We start from the raw sequence: 16,122 nt of genomic DNA, 5'->3' as shown, positions 1-16,122 counted from the left end.
ACTTATTAATAACGATATTTCTTAGATTTCCAGAGGAATGTTGTGGGTTAGTGTTGCCTAAATTTGGGCTCAATCTATTCAAATAATAATGAGATAAGTCAATCATGAAGAAAAAACCACTGACACTTCTCATAGCGGGGCTGTTGGGAAGCACCGCTGTGTGGGCGCAACCTGAGTTGACGCTGGTACAGATCGGAGAGAAAACCGTCGAGCGTTTGGAATCGATCAAAGCGATGGCTGAACGCGGCGAAGGCGTATTTGAACGCAATGGCGAACGTTGGATCAATTACCGAGGTTTTGAATATCGTCTCAGCTACAAAAATGATCTTAAGTTCCCATTTCTGCCTTACCAAGGCGGCGATGACACACCGTATCGTAATGTGATCGATTTTGTCGATCAAAGCTGGGAATTCATGATGTACGACGGTGGTTTTTACCTGATGAGCCTTGAATTCGGTGTTTACGAATCGGATGAGCAAGGCTGTTTTGTGGAATACATACCTGCGGCACACGGATCGAAGCGTGCAGATGGCAGTTACGTTTGGGAGCGTGATGTTATTTACCGCACAGAAACCAACGATTGTGGTGCTATTGTGAAGCCTGCCATCCATTCTGTTACGGTATCGAGTGTCTCGGATGTGGGCGTATCGTTTGATTGGTTAGGTCAAAACGAGTCGGACACAACGCAGTTGACCTTGACCAAGGTGAGTGACGATAAGGATGTTCGCCATTATGACGCCGTTTCAGCGGGTTTTTTCATCGGCGGGCTCCAGCCTGAAACACAATATGAGATGGCGCTGCGCTCTTGCAATCCAGTGGATTGTGCTGAGCCACAGGTAGTGCGTTTTACCACTCAAGCCTCTCGTGTTGGCTTTGCCGATGAGATCCCAACGCCTAACCATTTGCAAGGCAGTTTAGAAGGTGGTCTGGGCATCACGCAAACGCACACTTCGGTCGCGCCAAATGGCAATGAGCTGACAGGGCAAGGCCATTTGGATGTGATCATGAACCGCGAAGCGATGCTGCTTTTCACGCCATCGCAAGGCGAAGAGATCAACCAAGTGCGTGCAGAAGTGCTCCTTGATGGCGAGGTGGTTCACAGCAGCTTGATGTTGCCGCCAAGCGCTCTGGCTGCGTCGGATCAGCCTGACAATGGACGCATGAAAGTGGTGTTTTCTCATCATGCTTGGTCGCTGCCCCTACAATGGAACTGGATGAAGCCGGGTCTATCGCTGCGCTTGACCGACAACTTAGGCCGAGAAGGTGTATTGAGCCAAGGAGAGATCCAATTTGGTGGCGCACCAGAGTTGGTGATCCAAAACATCGACATGGGCATGCTTATCGAGCCGCGCAATCGCAATACCATGATCCAAAACTTACCGACGCTTGCAGCGGATTACTTCCAGAAGATCCCTGCCTCCAAGTTGGTGATGGCCGATTACACGCCAGCGCATTTTCCGATTGTGACGATGCCAAACGGCGTGGTGTACACCGATAAAAGTGCCAGCACAGGTGGTTGGCACAGTGGCGATATGCGTGAAGCGATTGGTAAAGCCATGGTCTCAACGGGCATCAACAATGCCAACGTCGGCATTTTAACCAGCGCAGGTTACTCACAGCAGTACAACCGACGCTTCAATCACATTACTGCCCATACCAACGTTGGGGTTTACACCAAAAAAGACACCGATTTACCGCAAGTGATTGTGCATGGGGGCAGTGGTGGCGGTGGCATTGTCACGCTAGAAGCCACCACGGGTAATGAATGGTCACATGAACTTGGCCACAACTATGGATTGGGGCATTGGCCGTATATGGCGTCGATTCACGATATGGAATCGGGCTGGGGTTGGGATGCTTTCCATCAACGCTTTATCGGCAACCTACATTGGAAAGGCGATGTTTATACCCAGCAACAAGGGGACGATATTGTACCGCCGTTTAAAGATGCGTTCCGTTTCTTAGTGGATGCGCAAAATGGTGGTGAGCAGGAATATGTCGGCACCATCAGTCGCTTTACGTTGGAACACCCTGCACAGTCGCGCAAAGCGCAGCGTTGGATGAACAACGGTTTTAATCTTGATAGCAGCAGCCCGAGTGGTTATGTGCAGTGGGATCAGGCCGCGCAGCGCTATCAAACGGTCGAGACCGACACACCTAAACCACAACAAACGGGTGTAGCTGTGATGACGCTATTGGGTATTTATGACCCATATAACGAAAACCCAAGCCAAATTTATCCGCTGGTTTACTCCAATTACGGCAATGTGTTTGAACTGCCGCAAGGCGTTCAAGGGGCGTTCCAGCCAGAGGGTTGGCAGCCTGTGGCAGATTTAACCCCAGCGGAGCTTGAGAGTGATAGTTGGCAAACCTTGCGCATGGATGGTGAGCAGCAACGTGTGTGTAAGTTTACCTTCCAAGCGGCAAACGGTGACAGCGCTGTCTTTGTTGGTGGTGTGGATCAGAGCACCGATCGTTGTTCATCTGGCCGTGATCTCCAATGGCACATTAATTCCAACATGACATCGGCGCAAGGTGACTATGAGTTGCTTTCCAAGTACGGACGTGGTGCGGTCACGTACACGCCTACACCAGAGGTGGGGGAAGTGACGCTCTGTACTCTCAATAAGTCAGGCACCGATCACGATGGTGCGGGTTTTGTGGTGGGTAACAACTGTGAGCAAATCTCAGGCGTGATGCATAAGCATGGCAAGACCTGGCGCTACGCGCTACGTGGTGATGAAGTGCTGCGCCCTAGCTACCAAACTCAAGGTCAGTGCCAGTTAGATGTCGAGTTTGCTAATGGTGCCAGTGAGCGAGTGGTACTGAATGCCTCTCGTCATAGCGTTAATGACAGCAACAAATTCCACGTTAACTTAGCGATGGATAATGGTGTGCCAACGCAGGTCCGCTTAAGTTGTTCAGACAGAAATGGTGAGACTGAGCTAACGCGCTTCACCCCTGAGCAAAATCCACCGATTGCGGATCTCAAAGGGCCGATCATCATTGGCCAAGAGTATGGTTACAGCCAAGTGGTCGACATGACCCCAACGTTTGCGCAAAACGACACGCTCCTAAACGAAGATTTTGCGACCATTACTCAGTTTGATGCGTTTGTTGCTGAACATTATGGCCGTGGATTGCTCAACAATGGCGTAACTCACGCGGAACGTCGAGCAGGCGCGCTGTATGTGTTCGCGAATCCAGAAACGGGCAGCCGCGACTATTTTGTCATGCGCACCGTGGAGGCTCAGGCTTTCCCGACCAATCAAACCAGCAATGGCGATTGGAAATACCTTGGCTCTGCAGATGACTACGTGAACTTCACCTTCAACCCGATTGCCTTCGATCGTGCAGAAGGTCTCCGCATCGAAGAGCGCGTGAAAGGCTATTTTGCTGCCTCCCGTCTATTGAGTTGGGAAGAGCGCCACAGCACCGTGTGGGGGAGTACGGAAAACGCCGTTTTTGTTGGGCAAATCGAGGGTGAAAATCACTACTTCATCCAGAAACGCCCTGGCGAAGGAGAGGCATTCCCAACCAACGCTGCATCAAACCAAGATTGGTATTTCTTGGGTAGTGACAGCTCAATTCAAGTTTATCTGGATGAACTCAATCGTGATTTGACGAGTTTTGAACGCGCTCTGTTGGAATGGTACCAACAAGATGCGATAGGCGTTTGGGGCAGTGATGGTCAGCGAGGCAAAGTGAATGATATTTATCAATACGCTTTCCGTGGTGGCTACCATTACTACCGTCTAAAAACCACCAGTTACGGTTACTTCCCTTGGCCGACGGACAATAACTCAAGCAACCATCAGTGGGCCTATTTAGGCCAGTTCTAATGATGAGTTAGTGGTGCCAATCAAGCCAGTCTCGATGACTGGCTTTCTTTTTCTCATTTTTCAAGTTTTTGAGCCATTTTTCGCTTCGATGATGTTTGTTCAATGCCGTTGGCGAAAGCATTTGGCATTAACCTGAGGTTTACAACGGCGGGAGAAACCACTATCTTACGCCGCGTTATTTTTATTCAACGGATAATTCAAGGACCCCATGGCTGTTTTAGAAATTTTAACCGCACCCGATCCACGACTACGCGTTCAATCTAAAGAAGTAACGGATGTTGCTGCAGTGCAAACTCTAATCGACGATCTGCTTGAGACGCTTTACGAAACGGATAATGGTGTGGGCTTAGCGGCGCCGCAAGTTGGCCGAGAAGAAGCCATTGTGGTGATTGACTTGTCAGAAAATCGCGATGAGCCGCTAGTGCTGGTGAACCCAAAAGTGGTCAGCGGCAGCAACAAAGAGATGGGTCAAGAAGGTTGCCTATCGGTACCAGACTACTACGCCGATGTTGAGCGTTACACTTCGGTCGTCGTGGAAGCGCTCGATCGTGATGGTAAACCATTGCGAATCGAAACCAGCGAGTTTCTAGCGATCGTGATGCAACACGAGATTGACCATCTTTCTGGTAATCTCTTCATCGACTACTTGTCGCCACTGAAGCAGCAAATGGCGATGAAAAAAGTGAAAAAACACAACAAGCTTCGTGCTCGCTAATTGTGTGATGAAAAATGAAAAAGCCGCTGTTGTTCACAGCGGCTTTTCTATTGGGCCTTGTTATCTGACGAAGAATGGCTTAACGCACAATCAGACCAAGTAGGATACCGACCGCACCAAAGTCCGCGTCACTAAACGTGGTGTTGGCAAAACCAAGGTCGCCCAACACTGGCATCAGGAAGACAGGTAGGAAGGTGATCAGCAGACCTTGGGCAAAAGCCCCTAGGATTGCGCCACGGCGACCACCGGTGGCGTTACCAAATACCCCAGCTGCTGCACCAACGAAGAAGTGTGGAACCACACCTGGAATAATCACCGTTAAGCCCATTACGTACAGTAGGAACATGCCAAGCAAACCCGCAGCAAAGCTTGATAGGAAACCCATCAAAACCGCATTCGGGGCGTAAGGGAAAACCACAGGGCAATCTAGCGCAGGTTTAGCATTCGGTACGAGTTTGTCCGAGATGCCTTTGAACGCAGGAACGATTTCGGCGATCACCATACGCACACCTTGCAGGATTACGTACACACCACCGGCAAAGGTGATGGATTGCATCAGTGCGAACATAAACCAATGTTTACCGCCGCTCACTTCACGCACAAAATCACCGCCAGCGAAGAGACAAGTCACCATAAAGATGATGCCCATGGTAAACGAGATCGCCACTGGCGTGTCACGCAAGAACAGTAGGCTCTTTGGTACATTCATCTCTTCAGTCGAGTGCTCTTTATTACCAAATTTGCTGCCGATAAAGCCCGCAAGCACGTAAGAAAGGGTAGAGAAGTGGCCAATTGCAACGTCATCTGAACCCGTCACTTGCTTCATGTATTTGTGCGCAATCGCTGGGAAGAACACCATCACAGAGCCTACAACCAGTGAACCCAGAGCAATCAGAGGAACGCCGCTCATACCGCTAGAAGAAAGGATCGCGGCAACCATCATCGACATAAACAGCGTGTGGTGACCCGTCAAGAAAATGAATTTCCACGGTGTAAAGCGTGCGATCAGAATATTCACCAGCATGGCAAAGAACATGATCATCGCCATCTCTTTACCAAAGGCTTCTTGTGCAATTGATACAATCGCTTCGTTGTTGGGTACCACACCTGTAATACCAAAGGCTTGCTGGAAGATGGTGGCAAAATCGCCCAACGAGCTCACCACTAAGCCAGCACCCGCACCAAGAATAATGAAACCGAGAATGGTTTTTACAGTGCCTTTGATGCATTCCGTGACGGGCTTTTTCTGGGCAATCAAACCAATCAGTGCAATCAGGCCCACCAGAACGGCAGGCTCTGATAGGACATCATTCATTAAGAAACTAAAGAATTCCATAACGCCCCCTTATAGTGCGCCAAGTTCTTGAAGCGCAATAGATAAGCGATCTTTCATCGCCACTTTATCCACCATGTTATCTAGGCTGACAATCTTTGGTTCCACACCCAAGTTTTTCAACTGCTCGGTGATATCGTTGGTTCCGATAAAGATGTCGCAATCGGTGCCTTTGGCACTGCCCAGATCGATATGATCAACGGCAGCGTCGACATTCAGATCTTTAACAATCGCTTTAATACTCATTTCCATCATTAGGCTAGTGCCTAAACCATGACCGCAAACAACCATAATTTTCATCATTCTGTACCTTATTGTTTCTTTAAATCTATATAGGGGGTATAGACAGGAGTTAATAGTTCTTGATGACCGCTAGGACATCGTCAGGAGTTTGAGCTTGGCAAATTTGCTCGACATGCTCTTCATTCATAAAAAGTTCTGCCAGTTTTGCGATAGCCCCGACATGGCTATTGCTGTCGGTAGCCGCAAGCGTCACCAGCATTTTTACAGGGTCATTCCCTTCAGAATCGAAATGAACACCTTGTTGAATAACGGTGATCGCCAATGCTAAACGGTTGACGCCATCTTCTGGACGAGCGTGTGGCATGGCCATGCCCGGACCAATCACATAGTAGGGACCAAGCTCTTGGTGTGAGCGAAAAATCGCATCGACGTAACGTGCTTCGACTGCACCGTTATCAATGAGTGCCTGACACGATTTTTGCACCGCATCTTGCCAATCTGTTGCTTGAGGGTGGACTCGAATAACGTCAGAGGTAATCAGTTCGCTTAGCATTGTTGTATTCCGATTTCTGTTGCTGAGATGGCGCTACTCTAACGATGATTCCGGCATAAAAACCAGAGTACGATCACAAATGATAGCGCTACCTGATAGCGCTATCATTAAGTGTGATAGCGCTACCATTTTTGCTAACACACTGAGTTTCATATGCTGGAGTTCAACCTTTAGTAAGCTACACTCTCCAGCATCTCTCCTCTGTGGTAAGATGCCGCAGCCTGCAAATAAGTAAAATTAATCCAATGAGCGAACCTCGAAAACGAAGAAGCACAGGGAGCGTCACCCTAGCCGATGTGGCCAAGAAAGCTGGCGTAGGAACCATGACGGTGTCGCGAGCATTGCGCACACCAGAACTCGTCTCAGATAAGTTACGAGATAAGATTCAACAAGTCGTCGATGAGCTAGGCTATATACCCAATAAAGCCGCTGGCGCACTCGCTTCAGCAGAGAGTTATTCAATAGCACTGATTTTGCCTTCATTGGTGGAGAAATCGTGTGCGCTGTTTTTGCCCTCTTTTCAGCACACGCTCAACAAAGCGGGTTACCAACTTTTGCTGGGTTACAGCGACTATTCTGCAGAGCAAGAAGAAAAATTACTCAGCGCGTTTCTGGAAGATAGGCCTGCTGGGGTGGTGTTGTTTGGTAGCAGCCACAGTGACCGAACGCATCAACTTTTGCACAGTGCCAATACGCAAGTTCTTGAAATTGCAGAACTGAGCAGCGAGCCTCGCTATATGAACATTGGCGTTGATCACTTTGATGTGGGCAAGGTTTGTACCAAACATTTGGTGGAACAAGGTTTTCGTAACATTGGCTTTATTGGTGCGCGTGGAAATCATTCAACCTTGCAACGAAAACTGCATGGTTGGCAAAGTGCCATGATTGAAAACTACCTCACACCGGATCATTTTCTTACCACGCATGAAGCGCCATCGGCTCAATTAGGGGCTGAAGGCTTGGCAAAGCTGCTGTTGCGCGATTCCACGCTGGACGCGCTGGTGTGTAGCCATGAGGACATTGCCATTGGGGCGCTGTTTGAGTGTCATCGCCGCGTGATCAAGGTGCCGGGCGATATGGCGATCATCTGTTTAGAAGGCTCCACGCTCGCTGAGCACGCTTATCCAAGCATCAGCAGCGCAGAATACGACTACGATAATATGGGCACACGCGCAGCGGAGAAGTTACTCCATGCGATAAAAGGTGAGCGTTTTCAAGAAGTGACGGATTTAGGCTTTCGACTCAAGCGCAGAGCCAGTACGCAAGTGAAGGCCTAGCAACAAGTTTACCCTTTACCCAAATTTACATGCTGGCGACGTTGCTTTACGTTAGGATTGTTACTCTAAAATAACCTTATAATTTAAGTGGATTTGGTTATGGACAGAGTAAAACAATCGATAGGGATAGCCGTCGTCATCGTGACGCTTTTGTGGTTGCAAGCCGAACCTGCGCTTTTCTCTTCACAAAATGTGTTTCAATGGCGCTCAGCCTTCGTTCAATACTCCGGCATCTTGGCACTTATGATGTTCTCTGCCGCTATGGTGCTTGCGTTGCGCCTTCCCACCATTGAGCGTTGGACTCAGGGAATCGACAAAGGGTATCGGATCCACAAATGGCTGGGTATTGCGGGTTTATCGCTAGGTGTGTTTCATTGGTTTACCTACCATTTACCTAAATGGTTAATCTCTCTCGAATTGCTGGAAAAACCGCTTCGCTTCGATGGCAGTGGCCCACATGGCCAGCTTTCTGAATGGGGCGTGTGGTTAAAACAAGCGAAACCTGTCGCTATGGCGATGGGGGAGTGGGGATTTTATCTGCTGATTGCGTTAGTCGTGGTGTCGTTATGGTCGGCCGTGAAGTACAAATCCTTCCGATTGAGTCATCAATTGATGCCAGTCGCCTACCTGTTCATTGCCGCGCACGCTTTTATTTTGCTGAAAAAAGCCTATCTGGGCACGCCTATTTATTGGGTCACGTTATTGTTTTTAAGCGTGGGAAGCTTGGCTGCGCTCTACAGTTTATTTGGACTGATAGGCAAGAAAGTACGCTATGCAGCCCAAGTGACTCGAATCCATTATTGCCCGAATAGCCAAACGTTGGATCTGACTGTCGCGGTTGAAAACCGATGGAAAGGACACAAAGCGGGTCAGTTTGTTTATCTACGTTTTGCTGGTGAAGAGCCTCATCCCTTTACCATTGCCAGTGCAGCGCAAGGCAATCAACTGCGTTTTCTTATTAAAGAACTGGGCGATTTTACCATCGGTTTACGCGATCGAATCCGGGTTGGTGAGCGGCTTGAAATCGAAGGGCCTTACGGTCAGTTTGATTTCTCGGCAAATAAAGCGCAGATCTGGATTGGTGGTGGCGTTGGGATTGCCCCGTTTATGGCTGGTTTAGACGCCTTAGCGGCAATAGAACATTCCCGGCGCGTGCATCTTTTCTTCTGTTGCCAGAAAGTGGATCCGCAGATGTGTGAAGAACTTAAGCGTAAAGCGCACACCGCTCACGCTTCACTGACCATTATCGATGCGAGCGTGGACCCATTATTGACTGCGGAAGACATTGCTAAGCAATGCGGTGACCTGCGCGACTATGATTTCTACTTCTGCGGGCCTGTGGCGTTCTCGCATGCCTTAAAGCAAGCGCTAAAACTTTATCGGGTCGATATCCATCAGCGCTTCCACGAAGAGTGGTTTGTGATGCGCTAACAAGAGAAAACGCAGCTTGAAATGGCTGCGTTTGTTGATTTAAACGGTGCTGATATTGAAGAAACCACGCGTCGTTTCCATTGGGGTAAATAACGAAACGTCTAGGAAACAAGGGAAGAGAGCATCTCTTCCCTAAATGACACAGATTAACACCGATTTATTGGTGTAGATTTAGATGGGTTTTAGAATAAAACGGTAAGGTGAATATCGAAGCCACTGCCATCAAAAGTCTCGCCTGTTGAGGAAACTTCATACTCGATATTGGTGTATTTTGCACCAACCGCGATTTGGCCAAGAGCTCCAGGCGCAAACGCGTATTCATATTGCACCACCAAGCCGGCTGCATCATCGAATTCTACTTCGCCGCTGCAGATCCCGCTTACATTACACTCATAGCTAACCGCGGTGTGATAGGTAAACCCGGCACCCAATTTGTGGTTGCTTAAGCTCTTGAACACTGTGAACTCAACAGGAACTCGGCTGAATGAGATATCACCGTTTGACGCATCAATGGTGTCAAATTTGTAACCTAGGGTGCCACGCAACAAGAAATCTTGTGGAAGCGCTAAATCCGCCCCGCCAAAAATAGAGATACCTTCGTTCGCTTTTATATCATCGCTATCGCCATTGACGAAAACGCCTTCACCCAGTTTATCGCCTCCAAAGCCATATCCAATGCCGACTACTCCTGTCAATACATTCGCACTTGCATACGAAGAGGCCAATAAGCCCAACAGAAAAACTTTAGATAATGCCAACTTTTTCACACAAATTTCCTTATTGATATTTAACGTATTTTTAATAACTATGCGATTGAAATAATAGGTATATTTTATGTGCATAGAGACAGGCGAAAATACCACAATACTCATTTGTTGCATTTATGATTTATCAAATACTTATCAATTGTCACAAAAATATTCTTATTGATTATTTTGTTTTTATTCATTGATTTAGAGCTTCATTATTTAGTTTTTTGTTGTGTGTTGATTCATGAGTTGCACTTGACATCTCGTTTGTTCAATTGTTAACCTCTCGCCATCCTTTCTTGCGGAGATAACGCCTACATGAATATCTAACTTCCCTATATTCCGATGATCTTTATTCATTCGGCTCTTGGAGTTAGTCGGCGTTATTGCGTTTCTGTTGTACATCTTGTTTTCCTATGCTTCGATTTTCGTGTAGGTGCCTTTGAGGCATAACATGAGAGGACATTCGTAATTATGCTTACTGACTTCTTACCTTTCTTTGAATCGTAAGGGGGTCTCTATGCCCGTTATTCAGGCTCAGCAACTGAGCTATCAATTAAACAGCGGTGAATGGTTATTTCACCATCTTGATTTTCAACTTGCCGAGGGACGAACGGCATTGGTGGGCCGAAATGGTGTGGGTAAGTCTGTTCTGCTGCAATTGCTGGTGGGGCAAAGAGCGCCCACGTCAGGGCACGTGGTTGCTCATGGACGAATTGGCTACTACTCGCAACAAGCATCCGATCAAAAGCCACAAGGCTCTATTGCACAATACCTTGGTGTCAGTCAAAAACTGAATGCCCTCAAGCAAATAGAAAAGGGCAGTGTGGATCCACTTCATTTTGAACAGCTGGAAGAAGATTGGCAGATTGAGCACACCACGCAAGCTTTGCTTGATGAGCTTAGGATCACGCAACCACTTGATGCCAATTGTCAGCAACTTAGCGGTGGACAGCTTGCGATGCTTACTTTAAAGCGCTTGTTTTTGGGGGACAACGAGGTGTTGATCCTCGATGAGCCGAGCAACCATCTCGACCACATTGGTAAACAATGGTTGATTGAGCAAATTAGGCACGAGTCGCGGCCAATCTTGTTGGTGAGCCATGACCGCGCTTTGTTGATGGCGGTTGATCGAGTAGTGCGTTTGACGTCAGAAGGATTGCATTGGTTTGATGGTCACTATGCACAATATCAGCAGCAATGGCAGGCGCAGCAAGAGGCGGTGACTCGCAAGCTCAACCACCTACAACGTGAACAAAAAGCGATACAACGCGAGATACAAAAGAGCAAAGAGAAAGCGCAGAAGCGAGAAAGCCAAGGTAAGAAAAAGCGTGCGTCTGGTAGCCAACCCAAAATATTGACAGACGGCATGAAAAACAGCGCTGAAAATAGCCGTGCGAGTGCCAACATCAAGGTGCAAAATCAACTTAAGCGAAATCAGCATCTGCAACACAATTTAAAGCAGAAGTTGGTGCTAGAAGAAGAGCCAAAGTTGTACTTGTCTGAAACGCATGAGCACAAAAAGAGGACGTTGCTGAATGTGACGGATTATCGAACGCAAGGGCTCACGCACACACCTCTCTCGTTTCAGCTCAAACAAGGAGAGCGTTGCCGTTTGTTTGGTGCCAATGGCGTGGGGAAAAGTCGGCTACTGAAAGCGCTGACAGGTCTTCACGAGGAATACAGTGGTGAGATTTGCCGTTATGCGCCTGCGGTTTATCTTGACCAACACTACCAAATCATCAACCTTCAGCTCTCTTTGCTGGAAAATCTCACCCACTTTTGCTCAGGGATAACCACCAATGAGGCTCGTCTGCTGCTAGCCGGGATCGGTTTTCGTCGAGATAGCGTTGATCGGCAAGCGGCACATCTAAGTGGCGGTGAGAAAATGAAATTGGCGATGTTGATGGTAAGCCATGTACCCAACCAGCCTCTGCTACTGTTGGATGAACCGGACAATCATCTCGATTTGGAATCCAAACAGGCATTGGCCCATGCGCTGGCCCACTACCAAGGCGCACTCATTTTGGTGAGTCACGACGATCATTTTGTCGCAGAGGCGCAAATTACGCGGAGTTGGCATTTGTAACAAAAAGCCAGCCACCTGAGGTGGCTGGCGTTATCTTTACCCCGTAAATGTGGGCAACATGTTGGCCATGGCCAGCATATGGAAGATGGCGGTTAACACACCAAAACCCAGTACCAGAACCAGCACTGACATGCCTCCTGGTACCACAAAGCCTTGATAGCCATTCTCCATCGAACGAGATTTGTAGGCGAGCAGTACAGGGATAATACAAGCCCAGACGGTGGCCGCCGCGCCAGCATAACCAATGGCAATAATGAAGCCAAACGGGAACAGTAGCGACAAGATTAACGGTGGAAGAAACGTTACCAGCCAAGTTTTGCTTCTGCCACGCTTGCAGTTGCCAAACTTAAACAGATCAGCCAAGAAATCAAACACCCCTAATCCAACGCCAATGAAAGAGGAGAGAATCGCCGCCATCGAGAATGCGTTGATCGCTTGCGAGACCTTCTCTGATTCAATCACAGAACCCAGTGCTTTGAGCAACACATCGACATTGCCACCTTGTTCGATCACCGAGCCAAACTCTGAGCGAGGTAAGTTGCCGAAGATGCTCAGTAACCATAAGAAATAGAGGCTAAGCGCAATAATCGTTCCGCCAAGAATGGCGTATTTGGCTTTTCGTTCTTCGCCGTAATAAGAGCGCATAGAAGAGACGGAATGGTGATAACCAAAAGAGGTTAGAGCAACGGGAAGCATCGCCATGGCGTAGGGAGCGTAATCGGCATTCTCATTGATGGTATCGAATAAAACGGAGGTTTTGACGTTGATCGCTAACCCTGAAACGCCAAAGATAAAACTGAGAACCATAAAGACAATGAGAATGACCGAGATACGGTCAACCGCGCGTGTTGAATGCCAAACAAAAGCCGAAAATACCGCAACGAACAAGATAGAGGCCACTTTACTGTCTATTTGCAGAACATCTTGCAAGATAAGACCAGAAGAAGTGATGTAAGCGTACAGCAAAATGCCACCCACAAAGTAAACCATCAAATTGTTGAACCAGTTTACTTTGCTGCCGAGCATATCTTTGGTGACAGTATTGAAGGAGACCCGCAGTTCGTAGTGTTTAAATGCTTCGAGCAGTAGCCAACCAGATAGCGTCATGACGACCATGGTAAGAGTGAGAGCCAATAGAGACCAGAGCGTCCACGCGCCAGCCCCTGCACTGGGGAGGCCGAGCATTCCAGCGCCGACACAGACGCTGGCAATAATGCACGCTCCCCCAATTAACGAGGGTTGCTTTGACATGATAATAATCCTTGAGTTTCACGTTATTGTTTAATTTATCGTTATCTTTTTTTGGCCAAAAAAACGCAGCCACTGTAGGGCTGCGTTTTGGCGAGTGTTATGCGTCGATTTCCTTCAGTCGCGCGGTAAAGTGACGAAGGACCTGCGGCTCATAGGTGAACTCGAGTCCTTTGACGTTTGCCGCATTGGCTTTGACTTTACCAAATGCTTCGATGATGAAATCCATGTGCGTTTGAGTATAAGTGGCGCGTGGAATGGTTAAGCGCAGTAACTCTGCAGGACACGGGTGCTGCTTGCCTGTCGCGGGATCGCGCCCGAGTAGCAGCGAGCCGATTTCGACCGCGCGGATACCCGCAACCTTATAGAGCTCGCACGCTAAAGCATGGGCAGGGAACTGATCGGCAGGAATATGAGGAAGCAGTTTACCCGCATCAACAAAGGCCGCGTGCCCACCAGCTTGCTGGCAAACTACACCAATGCTTTCGAGGCCATTGACCAAATATTCCACCTGGTTAATTCGGTAGGCTAGCCAGTCTTGGCGCATACCATCGTATAGACCCACCGCTAATCGCTCCATCGCACCGCCTTCTAAGCCACCATAAGTGGGGAAGCCTTCTTGAACCACACACAAGGTGCGGCATTCAGTATAAACATCAAGGAAGCTTTCATCTTTGAAGCAAAGCAGACCGCCCATTTGTACCATGGCGTCTTTCTTCGCTGACATGGCCAAACCATCAGCGTATTTGTAGCTTTCGCGGGTGATTTCCTCGATGCTCCAGTTTTGATAATCCTTTTCGCGTTGCTGAATGAAATAGGCGTTTTCGGCAAAACGGGCAGAGTCCATGATCACTGGGATATCGTAACGTTTAGCAATCTCGTACACCGCTTTTAAGTTGGCAAGTGACACCGGTTGGCCGCCAGCAGAGTTACAGGTGATGGTGCTGACGATGTATGGCACATTGGCTGGGCCCGCTTCGAGAATCGCCTCTTCCAGCTTTTCTAAATCAAAATTGCCTTTAAAGTCGGCTTTCACGCCCGTATCAAAGGCTTCTTCGGTGTAGACGTTTTTCGCCACACAGCAGTTAATTTGCGTGTGACCTTGGGTGGTATCGAAGAAGTAGTTTGACAAGGCAACCATCTTAGAGCGATCCAATCCCTTTTCGATTTCACGTTTTTTGATCAACACAGGAATGTAGATCTGCTCTGCACCACGGCCTTGGTGTGTCGGAATGGTGAATTCGTAACCAAAAATGTCTTTTACGGCGTTGGCCAATGCATGATAACTGCGGCTGCCACTGTACGCTTCATCACCACGGAACATCGCCGCTTGCATATCTTGAGTGATGGCCCCTGTGCCACTGTCGGTCAGCAAGTCGATAAAGACATCTTCACTATCCAGTAGGAAAGGGTTCATGCCCGCTTTTAAAATTGCTTCTTCGCGATACTCGCGAGTGGTGCGTTTTACTGGCTCAATAACGCGAATACGAAAGGGTTCTGGAAGATGCTTAAAATTATCCATAATAGTTTCCTGAAATTTTAAATATACTTATTACCTCAAGAATAGTTTGTTAATTCTCGAGTGTTTTAAATTGATTGAAAATACCAGTGTATAAACGCGAAATATCATATTAAGCGCCAGACTAATAACTGGTAAGAACAAGTAGAGAAATTAAAATTCAATGACTAGAAAGTGTACTAATAAACTAGTATGCGAGTTTTATTGCATTAAGTAATATCTAATGTATTGAAAATTAATTTAATTGTAGGAATTAAGCAGGAAAGAAGAACGCGATTTTATAATCGAGTGTAAACCAGAGACTAGAAGTGTTGTGTGTGGTCATAATATTCACCTAATTGAAATGAACCATTTCAGACTCATAGTCATTATGTATGAAAAAATTCCCCCGTCATTATTGTGATTATAAAAGTGAGAGTTCTTAGACAAAAAATAATTTCGCAACAATAAGTTTTTGTTTTTTATATAAGCAATAGGTAGCAGAAATATTCTGCTACCTACAACCCAGTCGTTTTTGCAGACGATGGTGATGAAATCGTGACGATTACAGTTCGACTTTTTTCACCATACCCGCTTCGGCGTGACCAGGGATGTTACAGGCAAACTCGACTTTGTTATCGCCATGGAAATGCCACAACAGCTGTTTGGCTTTGCCTGGTTGAACCGTCACAGTACTGCCGCTGTCATGTGCATGGCTACCCATTTGTTTCATCATTTCACGGTGTTTTAGCTGCTCAGCCGCGGAGCCAATTGAAAACTCATGGTCAATTTTGCCTGTGTTCATCACAACGAACTGCACCACGTCGTTTGGCTCAATCGTCACTTCTTTTTTGAAGGTGATTTTCATGTCATCACTCAACATCACGTGCACCACTTTATCAGGCTTCGCCCCTTTTGCTGGCATGCCAACGTCAGACATGCCTTCCATACCCATCATTGATGAGTGATCCATTTTCATGCTGCCTTCTTTCATGTTGCCGTGATCCATTTTGCTGTGGTCCACTTTTCCATGATCCATCTTAGAATGGTCCATTTTGGAGTGATCCATGGTGTTGGCCAATACCGCGGTGGCAGAGAAAGTCAGTGCGGCTGCAATCAGTGTTTTTGTCATCTTGTTCATGGT

At 47.6% G+C, this 16,122-nt stretch carries 13 protein-coding genes; 5 read left to right on the top strand and 8 right to left on the bottom strand.

Translation table 11 applies throughout. The features are described 5' to 3' along the window. Positions 1 to 104 precede the first annotated feature (104 nt). Both VV1_RS19145 and def read left to right on the top strand, forming a co-directional pair. On the top strand, positions 105 to 3,842 hold the full coding sequence (locus tag VV1_RS19145) for a M66 family metalloprotease (RefSeq protein WP_011081781.1): 3,738 nt from the start codon (positions 105 to 107) through the stop codon (positions 3,840 to 3,842). Positions 3,843 to 4,050: 208 nt separating this feature from the next. Further along, positions 4,051 to 4,557, top strand: coding sequence for a peptide deformylase (gene def, locus VV1_RS19140; RefSeq protein ID WP_011081780.1), 507 nt, complete (start codon positions 4,051 to 4,053; stop codon positions 4,555 to 4,557). 79 nt (positions 4,558 to 4,636) lie between these two features. Here def and ulaA read toward each other — a convergent pair whose 3' ends face one another. Genes ulaA through VV1_RS19125 form a run of 3 tightly spaced genes read right to left on the bottom strand, consistent with a single transcriptional unit; the run spans position 4,637 to position 6,686 of the window. Then, entirely contained in the window at positions 4,637 to 5,893 is a 1,257-nt protein-coding gene (gene ulaA, locus VV1_RS19135) for a PTS ascorbate transporter subunit IIC (protein WP_011081779.1), read from the bottom strand. Positions 5,894 to 5,902: 9 nt separating this feature from the next. Then, positions 5,903 to 6,190, bottom strand: coding sequence for a PTS sugar transporter subunit IIB (locus VV1_RS19130; RefSeq protein ID WP_040111024.1), 288 nt, complete (start codon positions 6,188 to 6,190; stop codon positions 5,903 to 5,905). A 52-nt stretch (positions 6,191 to 6,242) separates the two neighbouring features. Beyond that, positions 6,243 to 6,686, bottom strand: a complete 444-nt coding sequence (locus tag VV1_RS19125) for a PTS sugar transporter subunit IIA (RefSeq protein WP_011081777.1) — start codon at positions 6,684 to 6,686, stop codon at positions 6,243 to 6,245. A gap of 245 nt (positions 6,687 to 6,931) precedes the next feature. Here VV1_RS19125 and VV1_RS19120 point away from each other — a divergent pair, with 245 nt between their 5' ends. Continuing rightward, positions 6,932 to 7,963: a LacI family DNA-binding transcriptional regulator gene (locus tag VV1_RS19120; protein ID WP_011081776.1), complete on the top strand. Its 1,032-nt coding sequence runs from the start codon at positions 6,932 to 6,934 to the stop codon at positions 7,961 to 7,963. Positions 7,964 to 8,062: 99 nt separating this feature from the next. Further along, positions 8,063 to 9,394 carry a ferredoxin reductase family protein gene (locus VV1_RS19115; protein ID WP_011081775.1) on the top strand — a complete coding sequence of 444 codons (1,332 nt, stop codon included), beginning with the start codon at positions 8,063 to 8,065 and terminating at the stop codon, positions 9,392 to 9,394. A gap of 182 nt (positions 9,395 to 9,576) precedes the next feature. Here the strand turns inward: VV1_RS19115 and VV1_RS19110 are convergent, their stop codons facing one another. Then, positions 9,577 to 10,275, bottom strand: coding sequence for a hypothetical protein (locus tag VV1_RS19110; protein WP_011081774.1), 699 nt, complete (start codon positions 10,273 to 10,275; stop codon positions 9,577 to 9,579). 388 nt (positions 10,276 to 10,663) lie between these two features. Here VV1_RS19110 and VV1_RS19100 point away from each other — a divergent pair, with 388 nt between their 5' ends. Continuing rightward, positions 10,664 to 12,232 carry an ATP-binding cassette domain-containing protein gene (locus tag VV1_RS19100; RefSeq protein ID WP_011081773.1) on the top strand — a complete coding sequence of 523 codons (1,569 nt, stop codon included), beginning with the start codon at positions 10,664 to 10,666 and terminating at the stop codon, positions 12,230 to 12,232. A gap of 36 nt (positions 12,233 to 12,268) precedes the next feature. Here the strand turns inward: VV1_RS19100 and VV1_RS19095 are convergent, their stop codons facing one another. From VV1_RS19095 to copI, 4 genes are all read right to left on the bottom strand, one after another. Next, the gene (locus VV1_RS19095) at positions 12,269 to 13,483 is read right to left on the bottom strand and encodes an aromatic amino acid transporter (protein ID WP_011081772.1); all 1,215 of its coding nucleotides are present in this window, start codon (positions 13,481 to 13,483) and stop codon (positions 12,269 to 12,271) included. A gap of 97 nt (positions 13,484 to 13,580) precedes the next feature. Next, positions 13,581 to 15,002, bottom strand: coding sequence for a tryptophanase (gene tnaA, locus VV1_RS19090; RefSeq protein ID WP_011081771.1), 1,422 nt, complete (start codon positions 15,000 to 15,002; stop codon positions 13,581 to 13,583). A 250-nt stretch (positions 15,003 to 15,252) separates the two neighbouring features. Beyond that, positions 15,253 to 15,324 (bottom strand): tryptophanase leader peptide, encoded by a 72-nt coding sequence (tnaC, locus tag VV1_RS25565; RefSeq protein WP_123776204.1) that lies wholly within the window; start codon positions 15,322 to 15,324, stop codon positions 15,253 to 15,255. Between the two features lie 219 nt (positions 15,325 to 15,543). Then, positions 15,544 to 16,110 carry a copper-resistant cuproprotein CopI gene (gene copI, locus VV1_RS19085; protein WP_172665186.1) on the bottom strand — a complete coding sequence of 189 codons (567 nt, stop codon included), beginning with the start codon at positions 16,108 to 16,110 and terminating at the stop codon, positions 15,544 to 15,546. Positions 16,111 to 16,122: the final 12 nt, after the last annotated feature.

The organism is Vibrio vulnificus CMCP6, from assembly GCF_000039765.1.
GTDB classification, from domain to species: domain Bacteria; phylum Pseudomonadota; class Gammaproteobacteria; order Enterobacterales; family Vibrionaceae; genus Vibrio; species Vibrio vulnificus_B.
The sequence above is the reverse complement of the archived record's forward strand: the minus strand, read 5'-3'. Positions and strand labels throughout refer to the sequence as shown.